This is a genomic window from Chitinivorax tropicus (assembly GCF_014202905.1).
Taxonomy (GTDB): Bacteria; Pseudomonadota; Gammaproteobacteria; order Burkholderiales; family SCOH01; genus Chitinivorax; species Chitinivorax tropicus.
The window spans coordinates 183,199-201,761 of record NZ_JACHHY010000003.1 but is presented as its reverse complement, the minus strand read 5'-3'; the positions used below and the strand labels follow the sequence as shown (position 1 = coordinate 201,761).

Genomic DNA, 18,563 nt, shown 5'->3' with positions numbered 1-18,563 from the left:
CCGGCATGGGGCCGGCCTTTCAGGAGACCAACCAGATGGCAACCATTTTGCTCAAAGGCGAGCCGATTGGCGTAGGTGGACGCTTCCCCCGTCCGGGTGATATTGCGCACAGTTTCATGCTGGTCAATACCGACCTTAAAGACGTCTCGCTCAGCCAATATGCCGGCAAGCGTAAAATCATTGCGGTGGTGCCCAGCCTGGATGCAGCAATCGGCCTGACCATTGCTCGCCGCCTCAACAACATGGCCGACCAATTCCAAAACACGATCACAATCATCGTTTCGGTCGATACACCTTACGCCCAGGCACGCATCGTTGCTGTTGAAGAGTTTCGGAATATTGTCACCCTGTCTACGCTGCGGGGGCGGGACTTCCATAAAGACTATGGCGTCATGATCACCGATTACCCGCTCTCGGGGCTGATGGCCACCGCCATCGTGGTGATGGACGAAAACGATGTCGTACTGCATTCCGAGCTGGTGGCAGAGCTGACCAGCGAACCCAATTACCAAGCGATCATCGATACGCTTACTACACCTCAACAATGATCTGAAAGGTTTTTTGCATGGCAACCGTCACACTCGGTGGCAATCCTGTTTCCATCCATGGCGAGCTACCTGCCGTAGGTAGCGTTGCACCCACATTCAACCTGGTTGGTGTTGATCTCGCAGATGTATCCTTGGCGAGCCTTGGCACGAAACGCAAGATATTGAATATTTTCCCAAGCATCGACACCGCCACCTGCGCCATGTCAACCCGTAAATTCAATGCAGCAGCCAATGAGCTGGACAACACCGTGGTGCTGTGCATTTCAGCCGATCTGCCTTTTGCGCAGAAGCGCTTCTGCGGTGCGGAAGGGCTCAGCAATGTCGTGACACTGTCCACCATGCGCGGGCGTGACTTCCTTGGGAATTATGGCGTAGAAATCCAGGAAGGCCCATTGGCAGGCGTAGCAGCGCGTGCCGTTGTCGTTCTCGATGCCAACAACCAAGTATTGCACGCCGAGCTGGTCAGCGAAATTCGCGATGAGCCTAATTACGACGCGGCATTGGCTGTATTGAAGTAATCAGCACCCTCGGGACTGAGAGCCGGGAGCGCCCAGTGGTGCACTCCCGCCTTCACCTGACAATACCATCATTCCCAAACCACCCTATACCCGGCAGGCGTCAATAACACATAAGTCGCGTGCCGAACCGGCTGTCGATCCGACTTACCATGTCCGATTCATTCTCCCCGCTGTTTCTATCCCGCAGCCCGATTCTCGACACGCTTTCGTGGCTGATTCCCAGCATTGATTGGACAACCTGGCCCACCCAGCAACAGCTGGACACCCTACGGCGAAACAGTCTGTCATCAAGCCCGATTCCCCGCTTCATCTACCCTGAAACACAGCCCGCCTCACCACTTTACTACGAGCAACAGGTCTTTCAGCAGCATGAAGTACCCACCCGCTTTGCGAATTGGCACGATCTTTTCAATGCACTGTGCTGGCTGACATTTCCACATACCAAATGGTCGTTGAATCAACGGCATATCGACGAACTGCAAGGCCAAGCAGATACACGACATCGCACCCGCAAGCGCGATGCCGCCACTTTGCTTGATGAGTCCGGCATTTTGCTGCCCTACAGCAGCCCAAGCCTGATCATGGCTTTGATTGAGCATGATTGGCATACCTTATTCGTCACCCGGCGCGCAGCCTGGCAGCACGAAATCAAACCCTTGGTGATCGGCCACGCCATCTTCGAACGCGCCCATCAACCCTTCATTGGCATGACCGCAAAAGCCCTTCCCATCCCTGTAGAGCCGGACTTCTTTGCTTGGCCACTCCCTGAGCAGCTACGCCACCTCGATACACTGATCGCCCACCAACTGATCCAGCCAGATTTTCTGGCCACCCCCAAAGAAATGCCTCCACTGCCATATCTTGGGATTCCCGGCTGGCATCCAGGCAACGAACAATTGGCTTTTTATCAACAAACGACTTATTTTCGCCCCAGGCATCACACAAAAATGTCATAAAAACATATGATTAGATCAATCATATTTTTTTAAGACAGGCTTTCTGATATCATATTCGTATTCATTCGAATCTATGCTTTAAATATTCAAAGTCATATTCCCCTTACTGAAGCAAAATTAAAGACTAGGCTCCACTCCCCGTCTGACGTTCAGCTGTAAGCCAGATACTCAGGGAGGGATTTTCAGCATGCAACAATAGCCATGCACTTACGTCAATGTGCCTTCTGGCTATGCTATTGTTTTAGAAACAGTTATAAATAGAATTGAGTAAAGTCACTTGGAACCCGCACTTCGTTTCTCGATCATCCGACAGGCTGCCTGGGCACCTGGGCTGGCGCTACCAGAGGATTGGCAAGCGTGGGCGTGTCAGGCGCGTCAGATTGATGGTGCTGGGGAGCCTGCGCTGACCGCGATGGCGCCGATGATGCGACGACGGGCTGGGCTGCTGGATCGCATGGCCTGCGAGGTCGGATATGCCGTATTGGGTGATGCAACCGGCATCCCAATCATATTCTGCTCTCGGCATGGCGCGGCTGATCGTTCCTTGGCTTTACTGAAGACGCTGGCAGCGGGTCAGCTCCTTTCTCCTACTGCATTCGGCATGTCCGTCCACAATGGCACCTGCGGTTTATTCTCCATTGCCCGACAGGACACCGCCAATGCCATTGCGCTAGCAGGCGGGCCACTATCCGGTGTATCTGCGGTCATCGAGGCCTGTGGGCTGCTGCAGACTGGTGTGGATCAGGTTTTGGTCATTGTTGCGGATGGCAAGCTACCCGATGCCTATCAAACCTATGCAGATGAGCCCGATCAGGCGTTTGCCTGGGCATGGCTGATCGGCCCGCCAACGGCTGATGATCATTTCAGCCTACAAAGCCATCATCACCAGCCAGTGAACAGCACGCCATACTGCCCTGCTGCATTGGCACCGCATCTGTTCTATCTGAGCGGTGAGCGCGACCTCGTCCAAACCGACGGGCAGCAAAGCTGGATGTGGCAACGCCATGTTTGATGTCCTAGGCCGTTACTGGCGGGTAGTTGGCACTGGTCTGAGCTTCGCTGCCTTTGGGGCAGGGGGGTTGGTGCTTCGTGTGCTGGTCTTTCCTGTTTTGAGCCTGTTCGTCTGGAAAAACCAGCTTCGCCAGCGCTTGGCTCGATTGACCATCCGCCTCACTTTCCGCCTGTTCATCGGGTTGATGCACTGGCTGGGTGTATTGCGCTACGACTTCATCGGCTTGGAGAAACTCGACCGCCATGGCCTGCTCATCCTAGCCAACCACCCTTCGCTCATCGATACGGTGTTCCTGATGGCCTTCGTCAAAAATGCCGATTGCGTCATCAAAGCTGCACTCTGGCACAACCCGTTCACCCACGGCCCGGTTCGGGCCGCAGGCTATATCATGAACAACAACGGCTTGGCACTGATTGATGATTGTGTCGCATCACTTGATGTTGGTGGCAATCTGATCATCTTTCCAGAAGGCACCCGTACCCCGCAAAACGGACAGATCCAACTCAAACGGGGCGCGGCCAATATTGCAGTACGAGGCGCCCGGAACATCACCCCAGTCATCATCCACTGCACGCCGCCCACCTTGAGTAAGGGTGAGAAGTGGTGGCAAGTGCCCGCCCGCCGTGTGTATTTCCGACTGGAGGTCAAAGATGACATCCATGTACAACCTTTTATCGAGTCAGCAGGCCAACCGGCACTGGCGGCACGTCAACTGACTCACTACCTTGAAGATTATTTCATTCACGAAAGCCAAACCCATGCTGTCGCTTGAAGACGAAGTCAAACAACTGATCATCGATGCCCTGCAATTAGAGGACATGACCCCGGCGGACATCGATGCCGATGCACCTTTATTTGTCGAGGGCCTTGGGCTGGATTCAATCGACGCACTAGAGCTTGGCGTCGCGCTGCAAAAGCGCTACGGCATTCAATTGTCAGCCGATTCGGAAGAAACCCGCAAACACTTTGCCTCGGTCAATGCCCTGGTAGCACTGATTGCCAGCCATCAGCAGTAAATGGAGCACACCATGACACAAGATGAAATCTATCAAATGATCGTGGACGTTTTACACGACACATTCGAACTTGACCCAGCCCGCATCACACGCGATGCCAATCTGTATACCGATCTGGACATCGACAGCATCGATGCGGTGGATCTCGCCGTCAAGCTGAAACAACTGACTGGCAAACGGCTCACCGCTGAGGCCTTCAAAACTGTGCGCACGGTGCAGGATGTGATCAATGCCATCGATGCATTGATGAAGGAATAAGCCCTGCCCGTGCTACGCAATGTTCTGATCGGATTGATCACCCTGCTCTATCCCTTCGCGGTCTGGCTGGGTCAAGCACATGTCGAGCCGCGGGTGCTGGCTTTGTTGCTGGTTGCGGTTCTGGCGCTACGGGTGAAGGGTAGCGGGCTGCTGGCCGGAAAAGGCTGGCTGCTGGCTGCTGGCACACTGCTGGTAACAGTGCTGATCAGCAACAGCGCCTTGCCATTGAAACTCTATCCAGTGCTGGTCAACCTGGCAATGCTTGCCGTATTCGGCTGGAGCCTACGCCACCCGCCAACCGTGATCGAGCGTCTGGCGCGTTTACGCGAGCCCGATCTACCGGAGTCTGGCGTACAGTACACCAGAAAGGTCACGCAGGTATGGTGCGGCTTCTTCGTCGTCAATGGCGCCATTGCTCTTGGCACAGCGTTGTGGGCCAGCCCTGCCGTCTGGTCGCTCTATAACGGGCTGATTGCCTATCTGCTGATGGGCGTGTTGTTTGCCATTGAATTTTGCGTGCGCTGGCATGTGAAGCGAAAACACCATGTTTGAATCCTTGCTGGGCTGCACCGCCCCCATTGTGTCGGATCATATTGTTGCGTATACCCAACGGGGCACGCTCGGCTATGCGGCATTCATCGCGCAGGTCAAAGCCTGGTACGAACGGCTGCGAACGGAAGACGCCACCCATTTGGCCCTGTACGAACCAGATGGGGCCACTTTTGCTGCCATGCTGCTGGGTGCCTGGCATGCCAGGAAAACCGTGATCCTGCCCGGCAACAATCTGCCTGCCACCACACAGCAATTGACCAGGTTGACCAATTTGTTCGCTGGGGATTTCCCTGGCGTCGACCAGCAGCAGCGCTTGGCGACCATGACAACCGATCCGGTGGTGATCGAGCTGCCACCACTTGTCGCTGATCACCTCGGCGTGATGGTCTTCACATCAGGCTCGACGGGCGAGCCACAGGCCATCTCCAAATACCTGTTCCAGCTGGCCAATGAGGTCGCCACTCTCACACAGCTGTTTGGCAGCCATCTGCAGCAGGCACGCATTGTCGCAACCGTGTCGCACCAACATATCTATGGTCTGCTGTTCAAGATTTTATGGCCACTGGCCAACCAACGCGCATTTCTGTCAGACAGCCTGGTGTTTCCTGAGCAGTTCTCGGTCGCACTGGCCGAATGCCCAACCGTGTTGGTATCCAGCCCCGCACATCTGAAACGTTTGCCCGACACCATGGCATGGCAAGCTGCTGCACAGCATACCCAGGCAATTTTCTCCTCCGCCGGGCCCTTGCCGGAAGACGCCATTCCCCTGGTGGAGTCCAAACTCGGGCGCACGCCGATCGAGGTGTATGGCAGCTCGGAAACCGGTGGAATTGCCTGGCGGCAGCGCCCCCATGGCACACCTGCTGACTGGTTGCCGTTGCCAGGGATCACCCTGGGCGAACAAAACGGGATGCTGTGTTTGCGATCCCCACATCTGGCGGATGAAAACTGGTTCCAAACCGCCGACCGGATAAGCTTAAATGAACAGGGGGGGTTTCAATTGCAAGGGCGTGGCGACCTGATCGCCAAGATAGAGGGAAAGCGTGTGTCACTGATTGCGATAGAGCAGGCGCTTGAACAGCATGCCTGGGTGCAGCAAGCCAAGGTGTTGATGTTGGCTGAGCAGCGGGAGCAGGTGGCTGCTGTGGTCGTTCTCAGCCAAGCAGGGTTACAGGCTTTGCAGGCGCTTGGAAAAACAGTGCTTGCCCGGCAACTACGGCAATCGCTGGCAAGCAGCGTTGAAGCTGTGGCGCTACCGCGCCGCTGGCGTTTTGTCGGCCAACTGCCTGCAGACAGCCAAGGCAAACACACCCACGCGCTGTTGTCTACCTTGTTTGCACCCACTCACCCGGAAACCACTGTGCTGACCCGCGCAGATGGCCAGATCAGCCTGCAGATGACCATTCAGCCAGACTTGCTGTGTTTCGATGGTCATTTCCCCCGGACACCGGTGCTGCCAGGCGTCGCCCAGGTGGATTGGGTGATGCGCGAAGGTCGTCGGCACTTCGAGATCCCAGGTTCATTTGTGCGGATGGAAGCCTTGAAATTCCAACGGATCATCCAGCCCGGCATGGTCGTCACACTCGATCTCACTTGGCGTAGCGACAAACAATCGCTGTCATTCACACTCAGCTCATCCGCCGGTCAACACGCCAGCGGGCGTTTGATCTTTGGGTGAACCATGTTCCGTCCCTGTGTTGTCATCCCGGTCTATAACCATGAGCACGCAATCGGCCATGTGGTGAACGAGGTATGCGCCCATGATGTAGCCTGCATTTTGGTTGACGATGGCTGCCATGCAGCCTGTGCGTTAGCGCTGCAGGCACTGGCGCAGGTCCACCCGGATCAGGTGACCTTGGTGGTGCACCAGATCAATCAAGGCAAGGGGGCCGCCGTGCTGACCGGGATACGGGAAGCCGCGCGCCAAGGCTATACCCATGTGGTTCAGATCGATGCTGATGGGCAGCACCAGGTCAGCGATCTACCGGTGTTTCTGTCACTAGCCCAGCACCAGCCAGATGCGCTGGTCATCGGCCAGCCCATCTATGATGAATCAGTGCCAAAAGGGCGTCTTTACTCCCGCTACTTGACACATGTCTGGGTGTGGATCAATACCTTGTCACTGGACATCCACGACTCCATGTGCGGTTTTCGGGTCTACCCCATCAAACCCGTGCTGACATTGGCCGATCATGTCAAGCTGGGCAGTCGCATGGCCTTTGATACGGAGATCCTGGTACGCCTGCACTGGCAGGGATTGCGCGTGATCAATCAACCCACACCGGTACACTACCCGCTGGATGGTGTCTCGCACTTCAAGCTATGGCGTGACAACATCCAGATATCCGGCATGCATGCGATCCTGTTCTTTGGCATGCTATGGCGCCTGCCGCGCCTATGTCGGCGCAAGGTGTGTGGACGATGACCCACCGCACCGCCGCCAAACTACCCAGACATTGGGCGCAGATCAACGAAGCCAGCTTCATAGCGGGCATCAAGCTGCTGTTCATCATCTTCCGCCTGCTGGGCCGCTGGCCATTCCGCTTGGTGCTGTACCCAGTGGTCAGCTTTTACGTGCTGAAAAGCCGGGCAGCCAGGGCCGCATCCAGAAGCTATCTGCAACGCATCTGGCCTGCGCAGGGCAGGCCCGCCCAACAAGTCCGCCTGGGTCATGTCATCCAGCACTTCATTGCGTTCGCTGAGGCCATCCTCGACAAATTGCGGGTTTGGGGCGGCCAACTGCCCCCCGAGTACGTCACCATCCACAATCGGGAAGTGTTGTTCAAGCAATTGGCAACCGGGCAAGGGGGCGTGATCATCACCGCACACATCGGCAATGTCGAGCTATGCCGGATGATGTCGCAACGTAATCATCAGGTGAAATTGACTGTACTGGTGCATACCAAGCACGCTGCTGCCTTCAACCGCCTGCTGGCCGAGCTGAACCCCAACAGCCAGCTGAATCTGCTACAGGTGACCGACATGACCCCCGACATGGCCATGCGCTTGTCTGAGCGGGTGCAGCGGGGCGAATTCGTGGTCATCGCTGCGGATCGGGTACCGGTCTCCCCCAACCCGCGTGTGGCCTATGCTGATTTCCTAGGGGCGCGAGCTCCTTTCCCAATTGGCCCCTATGTATTGGCGAACGCCTTGCAATGCCCAGTCTATCTCGTTGTCGGGTTGGCGCGACAAGGCCGATACCACATCCATTTCGAGCTGTTCAGCGAACAGATCAAGCTGCCACGCGGGCAACGCGAGCAAGCACTGGCAACGCAAGCCCAACACTACGCAGAGCGACTTGAACACTATTGTCGGCTCGCACCGCTGCAATGGTTCAATTTCTATGATTTCTGGGCGATGCCCCAATCGGTAACCACGCATGACCACCCTTGACGCAACCTTACCCACCATCGTCTTTGGCGATGGACGATTGAGTTTCGACCACATAGTTGATCTGGCCCACCGACGCGCCCAGGCCGTGCTGCGCAACGACCAGGACTTTGTACAGCGCATCCAACGCGGGGCGGATTTCATCGACCGCATTCTGGAAGAAGATGGCGTGATCTATGGTGTCACCACCGGCTATGGCGATTCGTGCACCGTCACCATCCCCCCCGCCTTGGTGCCAGACTTGCCCCGCCACCTGTATACCTACCATGGCTGTGGTTTGGGTCAGATGCTGAGCCCTGTCGAGACACGTGCGGTACTGGCCGCGCGCTTGCAATCGCTGTGCCAAGGGTTTTCCGGGGTCAGCCATGCGTTGTTGTCACAGCTTCATGCCTTGCTCGCCCATGACATTCTGCCGCTGATTCCATCGGAAGGGTCAGTTGGCGCGAGCGGTGACCTGACGCCGTTATCCTATGTCGCCGCGGCGTTGTGTGGTGAGCGTGATGTCCTGTTTGAAGGACGTATCATGCCTGCAGGTGAGGCGCTGGCCAAAGTAGGCCTGACCCCGTTACGCCTACGCCCCAAAGAGGGGCTAGCCATCATGAATGGCACAGCAGTCATGACCGGCCTGGCCTGCCTGGCGCTGGATCGCGCCAACTACCTCGCAGCCCTGGCCACCCGCATCACCGCCATGGCCTCCTATGCATTGGATGGCAACAGCCATCACTTCGACGAAACCTTGTTCGCCGTCAAACCCCATGCTGGTCAACAACTGGTCGCCGCCCGCATCCGTGCAGATCTGGTCAGTGACCGCCCGCCACGCAATGAGCGCCGGCTGCAGGATCGTTACTCGATACGCTGCGCGCCACATGTGATCGGCGTGTTGCAAGATGCCCTGCCCTGGCTGGCACAATGGGTCGATAACGAGCTGAACAGTGCCAACGACAACCCTATCATCGATGCCGAAGGCGAGCGGGTGCTGCATGGCGGGCATTTCTACGGCGGCCACATTGCATTCGCCATGGACAGCCTCAAGCAAGCAGTGGCCAATATTGCCGACCTATTAGATCGACAATTGGCGCTGTTGGTCGATACCCGATTCAACCACGGCCTGCCATCCAATCTCTCCGGGGCATCAGCCGACCGCGCAGCCATCAATCATGGGCTGAAAGCCTTGCAGATCGGCGTGTCGGCCTGGACGGCAGAGGCATTGAAACACACCATGCCGGCCTCCGTGTTCTCACGCTCCACCGAGTGCCATAACCAGGACAAAGTCAGCATGGGCACCATTGCCGCCCGTGATTGCCTGCGGGTGCTGACCTTGACCGAGCAAATCGTAGCCGCCCTGCTGCTGGCGGTACGCCAGGGTATCTGGTTACGTCAGCAGCAACCAGGTGCCCACCCGCTCAGCGCCCCACTGATCCCGATGTTCGAGGCACTGGCACACGCCATTCCTCCTCTGACAGAAGACCGTGCACTCGACCGCGAGCTGCAACAACTGGTGGATTGGATACAACGACAGATCTGGAGGCTGTATGACTGAGCATCGCGCCCATTGGTGTGCAGAAGTCGATATCACGGTGCAGTTCTATGACCTGGACCCGCTGGAGATCGTCTGGCACGGCAACTATGTCAAGTATTTCGAAATCGCCCGCTGCAAGTTGTTTGATCAGATCGATTACAACTACCCGCAGATGCGCGAGTCAGGCTACGCCTGGCCGGTGGTGGACCTGCATCTGCGCTACGTGAAACCTGCCACCTTTGGTCAGGTGATCCGTGTCCGCGCCGAAATCGTGGAATGGGAAAACCGGCTGAAGATTCAATATCTGATCACAGACAAAGCCACCGGCACACGTTTGACAAAGGGCAGCACAGTGCAAGTCGCCGTCGATTTCACAAAACAGGAGCTGTGTTTTGTCAGCCCACCTGTGCTGTTCGACAAGCTGGGGCTGCCCACGCCATGAAATCGTTTGTGCTGTGCATCAGCCTGATCAGCCTGCCCGCTTGGGCCGACAGCTCCAGCTTGGCTGGCATTCAGCAACAGTTGAGTCGTCCGGATGTGCTGTGCGGCCAGTTTGCCCAGGCAAAGACCTTGTTGGGGCTGAAAAAGCCCGTGAAGTCCGGCGGACGATTCTGCATGGTCAATGGCAAAGGCGTGCTGTGGCGGACACAACACCCCTTCAGTCAGGACCTCAAACTGACCCGCGATGAAATCATCGAAAGCCAAGGGGCCCGGGTGACCAAGGTGCTGAATACCAGACAGGAACCTGCTGTACGCATCATCAACAGCCTGTTGTTCTCACTGATGAATGGCGACTTGCAACAACTTGAGCAGAATTTCAGCATCAGCACGCAGCAGGCTGGCAAGCAATGGCAAGCCACGCTGGCACCCAAGGCAGGGAATGGTATCGACAAAGTCATCAAGCAGGTAGTGCTGTCGGGCAATGCCCAGGTACAGCAGATCCTGCTGACCGACCAAGGTGGTGATCAGACGGACATCCAGTTTTACAACCTGATGTCGGGCCACCATGCCTTGCAAGCAGATGAGGCCAAGCAGTTTGAGTGATCCGTTGCACAATCCACCTGGCGAACCCATTGTCAACGCCCGCCCATGGCGGTGGCTGGCATGGTTGTGGCTGGTCGTGATCCTGGCCATGGCGGGGCATACCGGCTGGGTCTGGCTGGTGCAGCAACGCACGCCAGAGACCGACATGCTGGCACTGTTGCCTGCCGAGAAGCACGACCCGGCAGTCAACGCCGCACTCAAGCAATTTGCCGGTGCAGCGCAGCAGCGCGTGATCATTCTACTCGGCAGCCATGATTGGCAGACCACCCGCCAAGCGGCACAGGCATACCGTCAAGTCATCCTACGTTACCCGCAATGGCTCAAGCCCTCGCCAGCCATGGTTCTGGACGAGCGCGCACTGGCTCCGTGGTGGCACCATCGCGCCGCCTTGTTGACCGCAACCGATCAGCAGGCCCTGCACAACCAGCCCCCGACTGAAATTGCCGAGCAAGCGCTACGGGACATGGCCAGCCCGATGGGCCAAGCCAGGATTGGGGCTTGGCGGGATGACCCCTTTGGCCTGTTCAACCATTGGCTGAGTGAGCGCACCGCTCAGTCGCCCGTCCGCCCGGTTGATGGGGAATTGCGGGTTGATCGGGACGATACCACCTATGCGGTGATCAGCCTGGAGCTGAACCAAAGCGCCTTCTCAATTAGTGCTCAGCAGGCGGTCATGCCGATCCTCACCGAGGCAGGGCAGGCAGCCAGACGCGCCCACCCTTCCATCGAATTATTGAGCGCCGGGGTACTGCTGCACGCCGCCGCCGCTGCCGAACAGGCAAACGATGAGATATCCACCATCGGCCTAGGCTCGTTGCTGGGTATTTTGTTATTGATGTGGTTGGCCTTTCGGTCAATGCGTCCGATCTCGCTGGTGGTGCTGACCCTGGCCACCGGCTTGCTGGGGGCATTGTCGGTATCGGCTCTGTTCTTTGACAGAATCCATCTCATCACGCTGGTGTTCGGTGCAAGCCTGATCGGCGTGGCGGAAGACTACGGCATTCATTACGTGTCGACCCGCATCGGTGACGCCACCCACCCGCTACGCACCATGCAACGCTTGTTGCCTGGCCTGGCACTGGCGATGTTGACCACGGTTGTCGGCTACATCGGCCTGGGGCTGACACCGTTTCCAGGTCTACGGCAGATGGCTGTCTTCTCCGCTGCAGGGTTGACCACCTCGTGGCTGACTGCCGTGCTATGGATGCCATTCCTGAGCCGGCACTCGCTGCCTGAAACCCGCCTCAGCCGCTGGTATGGCAACACCCGTATGCGCTGGCCGCAATTCACTGGCCGACCTAGCCATTGGGTGCTCACTGGCGCAGTGGTGATCACGCTCGGCATGGGCATCAGCAAGCTGACGACCAATGACGACATCCGCGCGCTGCAAAGCTCGCCACCCGCCTTGCTGGCCGATCAGAACAAAATCAGTCGTCTGCTGAATATACCAGCACCAGCGCAGTTCTTCCTGGTTCGAGGTCAGGACGAAGCCACCGTGCTGGCCCGCGAAGGCCAATTGCGCGAGCAACTGGATTCCCTGATTCAACAGCAACAATTGCAAGGCTATCAAGCCGTATCGCAATGGGTGCCCTCACCCACCCAGCAGCAGGCGACCCGATCCCTGGCTGATCAAAAATTGTGGGGGCCACATGGGGCGGCAGCGCGGTTGGCAGAAACGCTCGACGAATCACCCGCCTGGGCATCAGCGCTGCAACAGCACCAGCAGGCAACCGGGCGGTTGACCATTGCAGACTGGCTCGGCAGCCCACTATCACAAACCCAGCGCCATCTCTGGCTTGGGCAGATCGACGGGGAATTCGTCAGCGTCGTAGCCCTGCTGGGCGTGACCCCGCACAATCTCCAAACACTGCAGCAGCTTGCCCACCCACAAGCTGGCATCAGCTGGGTCGATAAGGTCGCAGGCATTTCAGCCCTGATGGCCCATTACCGGACGCTGATGGGCTGGGTGATCATCGCCAGCTACCTGGCCGTGCTGATCGTACTATGGCCGCGCTACCGCAGTCGCGCCTTCCTGATCCTGCTCCCGACCGCATTCGCCAGCGCCGTGGTATTGGCTTGGCTGGGTTGGAGCGGCACGCCATTGCAGTTATTCCATGTGCTGGCCTTGTTGCTGATTCTGTGCATGGGCGAGGACTACGGCATTTTCATGCAGGAACACCCCAACCCCGAAGATCGACATGCTTGGCTGGCAGTCAGCCTGTCCGCAGCCAGCACGTTGCTGTCATTCGGCTTGTTGGGGCTGAGTGCCACCCCGGCTTTAAGGGCATTTGGCACCACCCTGCTGATCGGTATCAGCACCGTCTGGCTGACCGCACCGTGCCTTGATCGCCGTAATACGAAACCATCATCGTCTTTTTGAAAGGAAGCATCATGCAACGCCTGGAACGCCACGACATTTTGATCATTGGAGCCGGCCCGGCTGGCTCGGTGGCTGCGGCCCTGCTGAGGCAGCAAGGGCGCGAGGTGCTGATCATCGAGCGGGAGACCTTTCCTCGCTTTTCCATCGGTGAAAGCCTGCTGCCACAAAGCATGGCCTATCTGGAAGAGGCGGGCATGCTGCGAGCAGTGGTCGAAGCAGGGTTTCAATACAAAAACGGCGCTGCATTCATGCGAGGGAGTCGCTATACCGACTTCGATTTCCGTGACAAACACTCTGAAGGCTGGGGCACCACCTATCAGGTCCAGCGGGCTCATTTCGACCATGTATTAGCCCAGGACGCCGAGCGGCAAGGTGCGATCATTCGCTATCGTCATGAAGTCATCGCGGCTGACATGGCCGGTGAACGCCCTTGCCTGACGATCAAACCCCCAGAAGGTGAGCAATACTTGATCGAGGCCAATTTTGTGCTGGATGCCAGCGGTTTCGGTCGTATTCTGCCCCGCCTGCTTGATCTGGAAACCCCCTCCGACTTCCCGGTGCGGGGGGCGATCTTTACCCACATTGAAGACCGCATCCCGGTTGGCACATTCGACCGCAACAAGATCCGCATCACCATCCACCCGGAACATGTCGATGTCTGGTACTGGCTGATTCCCTTTGCCGATGGACGCTGTTCACTGGGGGTTGTCGCCAAACAGGATTTCCTGTCGCAATATCAAGGTAGCGATACGGCACGCCTGCAGGCGCTGGTATTTGAAGACCCTTCACTGAAGGCCTTGCTGGCCAATGCACAATGGGATACCCCGGCTCGCCATATCGTCGGCTATGCCGCCAACGTCAAATCGCTGCATGGCAAGGGCTTTGCTCTGCTTGGCAATGCAGGCGAGTTTCTCGACCCGGTGTTCTCCAGCGGGGTCACCATCGCCTTCAAATCCGCCAGCCTGGCCTGTGAATGCCTACGCAGGGAATCAAACGGCGAAACCGTTGATTGGCAACAAGACTATGGCCTGGCATTGAAAAAAGGTGTCGATACCTTCCGTGCCTTTGTCGAATCATGGTATGCCGGTGGGTTCCAGCGCGTCATTTTCCATGAACACCCTCCTGCAGAAGTCCGCCGCAAGATCTGCGCGATCTTGGCGGGGTATGCCTGGGATCAGTCCAACCCCTATGTCGCTGAGACCAAGCGTCGTCTGGCGGTGCTGGAGACAGTGTGTCAGTGATGCCCGCCTGGGTCGCGTTGCTGGTCGCTGCGGGGCTGAGTGCCTGCAGCACACCCAGCAAGCCCCCCGCGCTGTTGCAGCTCGCCCCGGCGACGCTGGGGCAGGCGCTCAGCCTGCAGCAACGCGTGACGGTCGATCGGGATGGACAGCAGCACACGCTGGATGCGGTGCTTGAGGTCGATCACGATCAATTGACTCTGGTCGGCATGGCTTTGGGACAGCGGGTGCTGACACTACACCACGATGGCACCCAGCTCCATTCGCACACCCACCCGCTATTACCTTCCCAGGTTCAGGCGGCGGATATCTTGAGTGACTTGCAATTGGCGCTCTGGCCTGCCGCACGTATTGTGGAGGCCCTGCCAACCGGTTGGCGGCTGGATGCCACCCCGACCACACGCACACTTTTTCAAGGCCAGCAACGGGTTGCAGAGATTCACTATACCGCTCAGCCACCCTGGCTTGGACGGATCGAGTTGCACAACCTACGCTATGAATATCAGCTGACCATTGAATCAGCGATGCAGGAAAACTGATATGTATTACCTGAATGCATTGGGTTTGGTCTGCCCACTTGGCGACAGCAAAACGCAGGTACAGCAGCGCATGTTCCGTGGCGACACGGGGCTGCTGACTACCGATTGCTTCTCCCCCGGGCGACCGCTGGCATTGGGCAGGGTGACTACGTCGCTCCCGGCCTGCGATGACTGGCCCGTCGGTTTTCAAAGCCGCAACAACCAATTGGCCATGCAAGCCTTGCTACAGATACAAGCTGCAGTGGAGGCCGCCAAGTTGCGCTTTGGCGCGCATCGCATCGCTGTCATTCTGGGAACGAGCACATCTGGCATTGCAGAGGGCGAACGCGCCATCCAGCATTTGATCGGGCAGGGCACCATGCCGACACACTTTCACTATGCTCAACAGGAAATGGGCTCCACTGCCCGTTTTGTCGCCAGCCAGCTCGGCGTGGCCGGGCCGTGCTATGTGCACTCCACCGCTTGCGCGTCGGCGGCCAAGGCCATGGCCAGCGCCGCCCGCCTGCTTGCCAGTGGCGTGGTGGATGCAGCCATTACCGGCGGGGTGGACTCACTGTGCGCATTCACCATCGCTGGGTTTTCAGCACTGGATTCGGTCAGTGAAGGGCCCTGCAACCCGCTTTCGGTCAACCGAAAGGGTATCAATATCGGTGAAGCTGCCGCCTTGTTCCTGATGACCCGCGAGCCCGCTACGGTAGCGTTGAGTGGCTGGGGCGAGTCATCCGATGGCTACCACATGTCGGCGCCTGAGCCGAACGGTGCCGGTGCACGCGTCGCCATCGAGTCAGCGCTGGCTCGCGCCAACCTGACCGCTGCGCAGATCGAATACATCAATCTGCATGGTACGGCCACGCTCCAGAATGACGCGATGGAAAGCAGGATCACGCACAGCTTGTTTGGCGGCGATGTGCCTGTCAGCTCCAGCAAGGGCATGGTCGGACATACGCTGGGTGCAGCAGGGGCCATCGAGGCCGCTTTTTGCTGGTTGAGCATGCAAGATGACAACCCAACCGGCTTCCTGCCACCCCATCTTTGGGATGGCGAGCCCGATCCCACCTTGCCCACGCTACACACAGTGGCTGTCGGTGAGCAACTCGGCCACCCGCCCCAACACGTATTGTCGAATTCGTTCGCGTTCGGCGGCGCGAATGCCAGCCTGGTTTTCAGCAGGAGAGCCTCATGAGTGATTTCCCCCCCATCCACGAACTGGTTCCCCATGGCGGGCGCATGGTGCTGCTCGATCGCGTGATTGCCGCCGATGCGGACAGCCTGACTGCAGAAGTCACCATCCATTTCGACAGCATGTTCTGTGATGGCCAGCAGATGGGCGCATGGGTCGGTATCGAATATATGGCGCAGGCCATCGCGGCATTTGCCGGCCTGCATGCCCGCCAACAGGGCGAGAAGATCAAGGTCGGCTTTTTGCTGGGCACTCGCCGTTACAGCGCCAGCCAACCTTATTTTGCAGTAGGTGACACCTTACGGGTCACCGTGAACAAAGAGCTACAGGGTGACAGTGGATTGGCATCGTTCGATTGCGCCATCAAGAGCGACAACATCGATGTCCGGGCCGTGCTGACTGTATTCCAGCCAGCCGACCCACAAATGTATCTGGAAGGACAGGAAGCATGAATTCAACGGTTTTGGTCACGGGCTCCAGCCGGGGCATCGGCAAGGCGATTGCATTGCGCCTGGCCCGTGATGGTTACGATGTAGTGTTGCATTGCCGCAGCCAGCGTGAGGAAGCAAATGCGGTCAAGCAAGCCATTGAAGCCATGGGCCGCCAGGCCCGGGTGCTGCAATTCGATGTCTGCGACCGTGAGGCCACCGCCAGTGCGTTGTTGGATGATATCGAAACCCATGGCTGTTATTACGGTATTGTCTGCAACGCAGGGATTGCCCGTGACAACGCGTTTCCAGCCATGTCCGGCGAGGACTGGGATGCAGTGATCAGCACCAATCTGGACGGCTTTTTCAATGTGCTGAACCCCCTGACCATGCCGATGGTGCGCCGACGCGCACCAGGACGGATCGTCACGCTGTCATCAGTGTCGGGTGTCATGGGCAACCGAGGGCAAGTCAACTACAGCGCAGCCAAGGCCGGCATCATCGGCGCCACCAAAGCCCTGGCGCTGGAGCTGGCCAAACGCGCCATCACCGTCAACTGTGTCGCGCCAGGGCTGATCGACACCGACATGACGCAAGATGCACCGCAGGAAGAAATTCTGAAGGTGATCCCCGCCAGACGTATCGGCCAGCCAGAGGAAGTCGCCGCCACGGTGAGCTTCCTGCTCTCACCCGAGGCCGGTTACATCACCCGGCAAGTGATCTGCGTGGATGGAGGTCTGTCATGAGCCGCCGTGTCGTGATCACCGGCATGGCCGGCATCAGCCCACTGGGCAATGATTGGGAAAGTGTGCGTGAATCACTGCTGAGCTATCGGAATGCCATCGTCCGCATGGAAGATTGGGCCCAGTATGAGGGGCTCAATACCCTACTTGGCTCGAAAGCCAGGCCTTTCACCCTACCCGCCCACTACAACCGCAAAACCACTCGCAGCATGGGCCGCGTGGCGCTGATGGCCACCCGCGCCACAGAAATGGCATTGGCCGATGCAGGCCTACTGGGCGACCCGATTGTCAAAAGCGGGAAGATGGGGATCGCCTATGGCTCGTCCGCCGGCACCCCTGCATCCATCGGTGATTTTGGTCGCATGATCCACGCCAAGACCACCGAAGGCATCAATGCCAATACCTACATCAAAATGATGAGCCACACCGCCGCCGTCAACATCGGTGTCTTTTTTGGTGTGACAGGCCGCGTCATCACCACATCCAGCGCATGCACCTCGGGCAGCCAGGGCATTGGCTATGCTTACGAAGCCATCAAACATGGTCGACAAACAGCCATGATCGCCGGTGGCGCGGAGGAGCTGGATGCTACCGAAGCAGCCATATTCGACACTTTATTCGCCACCAGCATCAAGAACGACCACCCCGAGCAGACCCCTCGCCCCTTTGACACCAAGCGCGACGGACTGGTACTGGGTGAAGGGGCTGGCACTTTGATTCTGGAGGAATTGGAACATGCCCAGGCCCGTGGTGCCCGCATCTACGCGGAAATCATCGGCTTTGGCACCAATTGCGATGGCACCCACGTCACCCACCCCAGCCCAGATACCATGCGTATCGCCATGGCCATGGCACTGGAGGAGGCGATGATCCCGGCCCGTGAGATCGCCTACATCAATGCCCACGGCACCGCCACGGACCAAGGCGATATCGCGGAAAGCGAAGCAACCTACCAGCTATTCCAGGGGCAGACACCCATCAGCACCCTCAAGAGCTATATGGGCCACACCCTGGGCGCCTGTGGTGCACTGGAAGCCTGGATGAGCATCCAGATGATGCGCGAAGGCTGGTTCAGCCCGAACCTGAATCTGACAGATATCGACGAACGCTGCCCGGCCTTGGATTACATCATGTACGAGCGGCGCCAATTGGATGCCGAATACATCATGAGCAACAACTTCGCCTTCGGCGGTATCAACACCTCGTTGATCTTCCGACATTTCCGTTGACCAGACCACACAC

General features: G+C 58.0%; 21 protein-coding genes. All 21 read left to right on the top strand.

What is annotated here, in order from left to right:
* Positions 1–35 precede the first annotated feature (35 nt).
* The 21 genes from tpx (HNQ59_RS03510) to HNQ59_RS03410 all read left to right on the top strand — a co-directional run bounded on the left by tpx (HNQ59_RS03510) (position 36) and on the right by HNQ59_RS03410 (position 18,550).
* Positions 36–548, top strand: a complete 513-nt coding sequence (tpx, locus tag HNQ59_RS03510) for a thiol peroxidase (RefSeq protein WP_184035248.1) — start codon at positions 36–38, stop codon at positions 546–548.
* Positions 549–565: 17 nt separating this feature from the next.
* On the top strand, positions 566–1,066 hold the full coding sequence (gene tpx, locus HNQ59_RS03505) for a thiol peroxidase (protein WP_184035246.1): 501 nt from the start codon (positions 566–568) through the stop codon (positions 1,064–1,066).
* A 149-nt stretch (positions 1,067–1,215) separates the two neighbouring features.
* Entirely contained in the window at positions 1,216–2,022 is an 807-nt protein-coding gene (locus HNQ59_RS03500; protein ID WP_184035244.1) for a DUF3025 domain-containing protein, read from the top strand.
* Between the two features lie 277 nt (positions 2,023–2,299).
* Positions 2,300–3,034 carry a beta-ketoacyl synthase chain length factor gene (locus HNQ59_RS03495; protein ID WP_184035242.1) on the top strand — a complete coding sequence of 245 codons (735 nt, stop codon included), beginning with the start codon at positions 2,300–2,302 and terminating at the stop codon, positions 3,032–3,034.
* Entirely contained in the window at positions 3,027–3,806 is a 780-nt protein-coding gene (locus HNQ59_RS03490) for a lysophospholipid acyltransferase family protein (RefSeq protein WP_184035239.1), read from the top strand. Before HNQ59_RS03495 ends, HNQ59_RS03490 begins: the two co-directional genes overlap by 8 nt.
* Positions 3,793–4,050, top strand: a complete 258-nt coding sequence (locus tag HNQ59_RS03485) for a phosphopantetheine-binding protein (RefSeq protein WP_184035237.1) — start codon at positions 3,793–3,795, stop codon at positions 4,048–4,050. Before HNQ59_RS03490 ends, HNQ59_RS03485 begins: the two co-directional genes overlap by 14 nt.
* Before the next feature lie 12 nt (positions 4,051–4,062).
* Positions 4,063–4,308 (top strand): acyl carrier protein, encoded by a 246-nt coding sequence (locus HNQ59_RS03480; RefSeq protein WP_184035234.1) that lies wholly within the window; start codon positions 4,063–4,065, stop codon positions 4,306–4,308.
* 3 nt (positions 4,309–4,311) lie between these two features.
* Positions 4,312–4,860, top strand: coding sequence for a COG4648 family protein (locus HNQ59_RS03475; protein ID WP_184035412.1), 549 nt, complete (start codon positions 4,312–4,314; stop codon positions 4,858–4,860).
* The gene (locus HNQ59_RS03470; RefSeq protein ID WP_184035232.1) at positions 4,853–6,538 is read left to right on the top strand and encodes an ApeI family dehydratase; all 1,686 of its coding nucleotides are present in this window, start codon (positions 4,853–4,855) and stop codon (positions 6,536–6,538) included. Before HNQ59_RS03475 ends, HNQ59_RS03470 begins: the two co-directional genes overlap by 8 nt.
* 3 nt (positions 6,539–6,541) lie before the next feature.
* Positions 6,542–7,285, top strand: coding sequence for a glycosyltransferase family 2 protein (locus HNQ59_RS03465; RefSeq protein ID WP_184035230.1), 744 nt, complete (start codon positions 6,542–6,544; stop codon positions 7,283–7,285).
* Complete coding sequence (locus HNQ59_RS03460) at positions 7,282–8,253, top strand: lysophospholipid acyltransferase family protein (RefSeq protein ID WP_184035228.1); 972 nt, start codon at positions 7,282–7,284, stop codon at positions 8,251–8,253. Before HNQ59_RS03465 ends, HNQ59_RS03460 begins: the two co-directional genes overlap by 4 nt.
* The gene (locus HNQ59_RS03455; protein ID WP_184035226.1) at positions 8,240–9,790 is read left to right on the top strand and encodes an HAL/PAL/TAL family ammonia-lyase; all 1,551 of its coding nucleotides are present in this window, start codon (positions 8,240–8,242) and stop codon (positions 9,788–9,790) included. Before HNQ59_RS03460 ends, HNQ59_RS03455 begins: the two co-directional genes overlap by 14 nt.
* Positions 9,783–10,211, top strand: coding sequence for an acyl-CoA thioesterase (locus HNQ59_RS03450; protein WP_184035224.1), 429 nt, complete (start codon positions 9,783–9,785; stop codon positions 10,209–10,211). Before HNQ59_RS03455 ends, HNQ59_RS03450 begins: the two co-directional genes overlap by 8 nt.
* Positions 10,208–10,813, top strand: a complete 606-nt coding sequence (locus HNQ59_RS03445) for an outer membrane lipoprotein carrier protein LolA (protein ID WP_184035222.1) — start codon at positions 10,208–10,210, stop codon at positions 10,811–10,813. Before HNQ59_RS03450 ends, HNQ59_RS03445 begins: the two co-directional genes overlap by 4 nt.
* Entirely contained in the window at positions 10,806–13,193 is a 2,388-nt protein-coding gene (locus tag HNQ59_RS03440; protein WP_184035220.1) for an MMPL family transporter, read from the top strand. The genes HNQ59_RS03445 and HNQ59_RS03440 overlap by 8 nt, the downstream gene beginning before the upstream one ends.
* Before the next feature lie 11 nt (positions 13,194–13,204).
* Positions 13,205–14,434: an NAD(P)/FAD-dependent oxidoreductase gene (locus tag HNQ59_RS03435; protein WP_184035218.1), complete on the top strand. Its 1,230-nt coding sequence runs from the start codon at positions 13,205–13,207 to the stop codon at positions 14,432–14,434.
* The gene (locus HNQ59_RS03430; protein ID WP_184035409.1) at positions 14,434–14,970 is read left to right on the top strand and encodes a DUF3261 domain-containing protein; all 537 of its coding nucleotides are present in this window, start codon (positions 14,434–14,436) and stop codon (positions 14,968–14,970) included. Before HNQ59_RS03435 ends, HNQ59_RS03430 begins: the two co-directional genes overlap by 1 nt.
* A 1-nt stretch (position 14,971) precedes the next feature.
* Complete coding sequence (locus HNQ59_RS03425) at positions 14,972–16,153, top strand: beta-ketoacyl-ACP synthase (protein WP_184035214.1); 1,182 nt, start codon at positions 14,972–14,974, stop codon at positions 16,151–16,153.
* Positions 16,150–16,602, top strand: coding sequence for a hotdog family protein (locus HNQ59_RS03420; RefSeq protein WP_184035211.1), 453 nt, complete (start codon positions 16,150–16,152; stop codon positions 16,600–16,602). The genes HNQ59_RS03425 and HNQ59_RS03420 overlap by 4 nt, the downstream gene beginning before the upstream one ends.
* The gene (gene fabG, locus HNQ59_RS03415; RefSeq protein WP_184035208.1) at positions 16,599–17,324 is read left to right on the top strand and encodes a 3-oxoacyl-ACP reductase FabG; all 726 of its coding nucleotides are present in this window, start codon (positions 16,599–16,601) and stop codon (positions 17,322–17,324) included. Before HNQ59_RS03420 ends, fabG begins: the two co-directional genes overlap by 4 nt.
* The gene (locus HNQ59_RS03410; protein WP_184035205.1) at positions 17,321–18,550 is read left to right on the top strand and encodes a beta-ketoacyl-ACP synthase; all 1,230 of its coding nucleotides are present in this window, start codon (positions 17,321–17,323) and stop codon (positions 18,548–18,550) included. The genes fabG and HNQ59_RS03410 overlap by 4 nt, the downstream gene beginning before the upstream one ends.
* Positions 18,551–18,563: the final 13 nt, after the last annotated feature.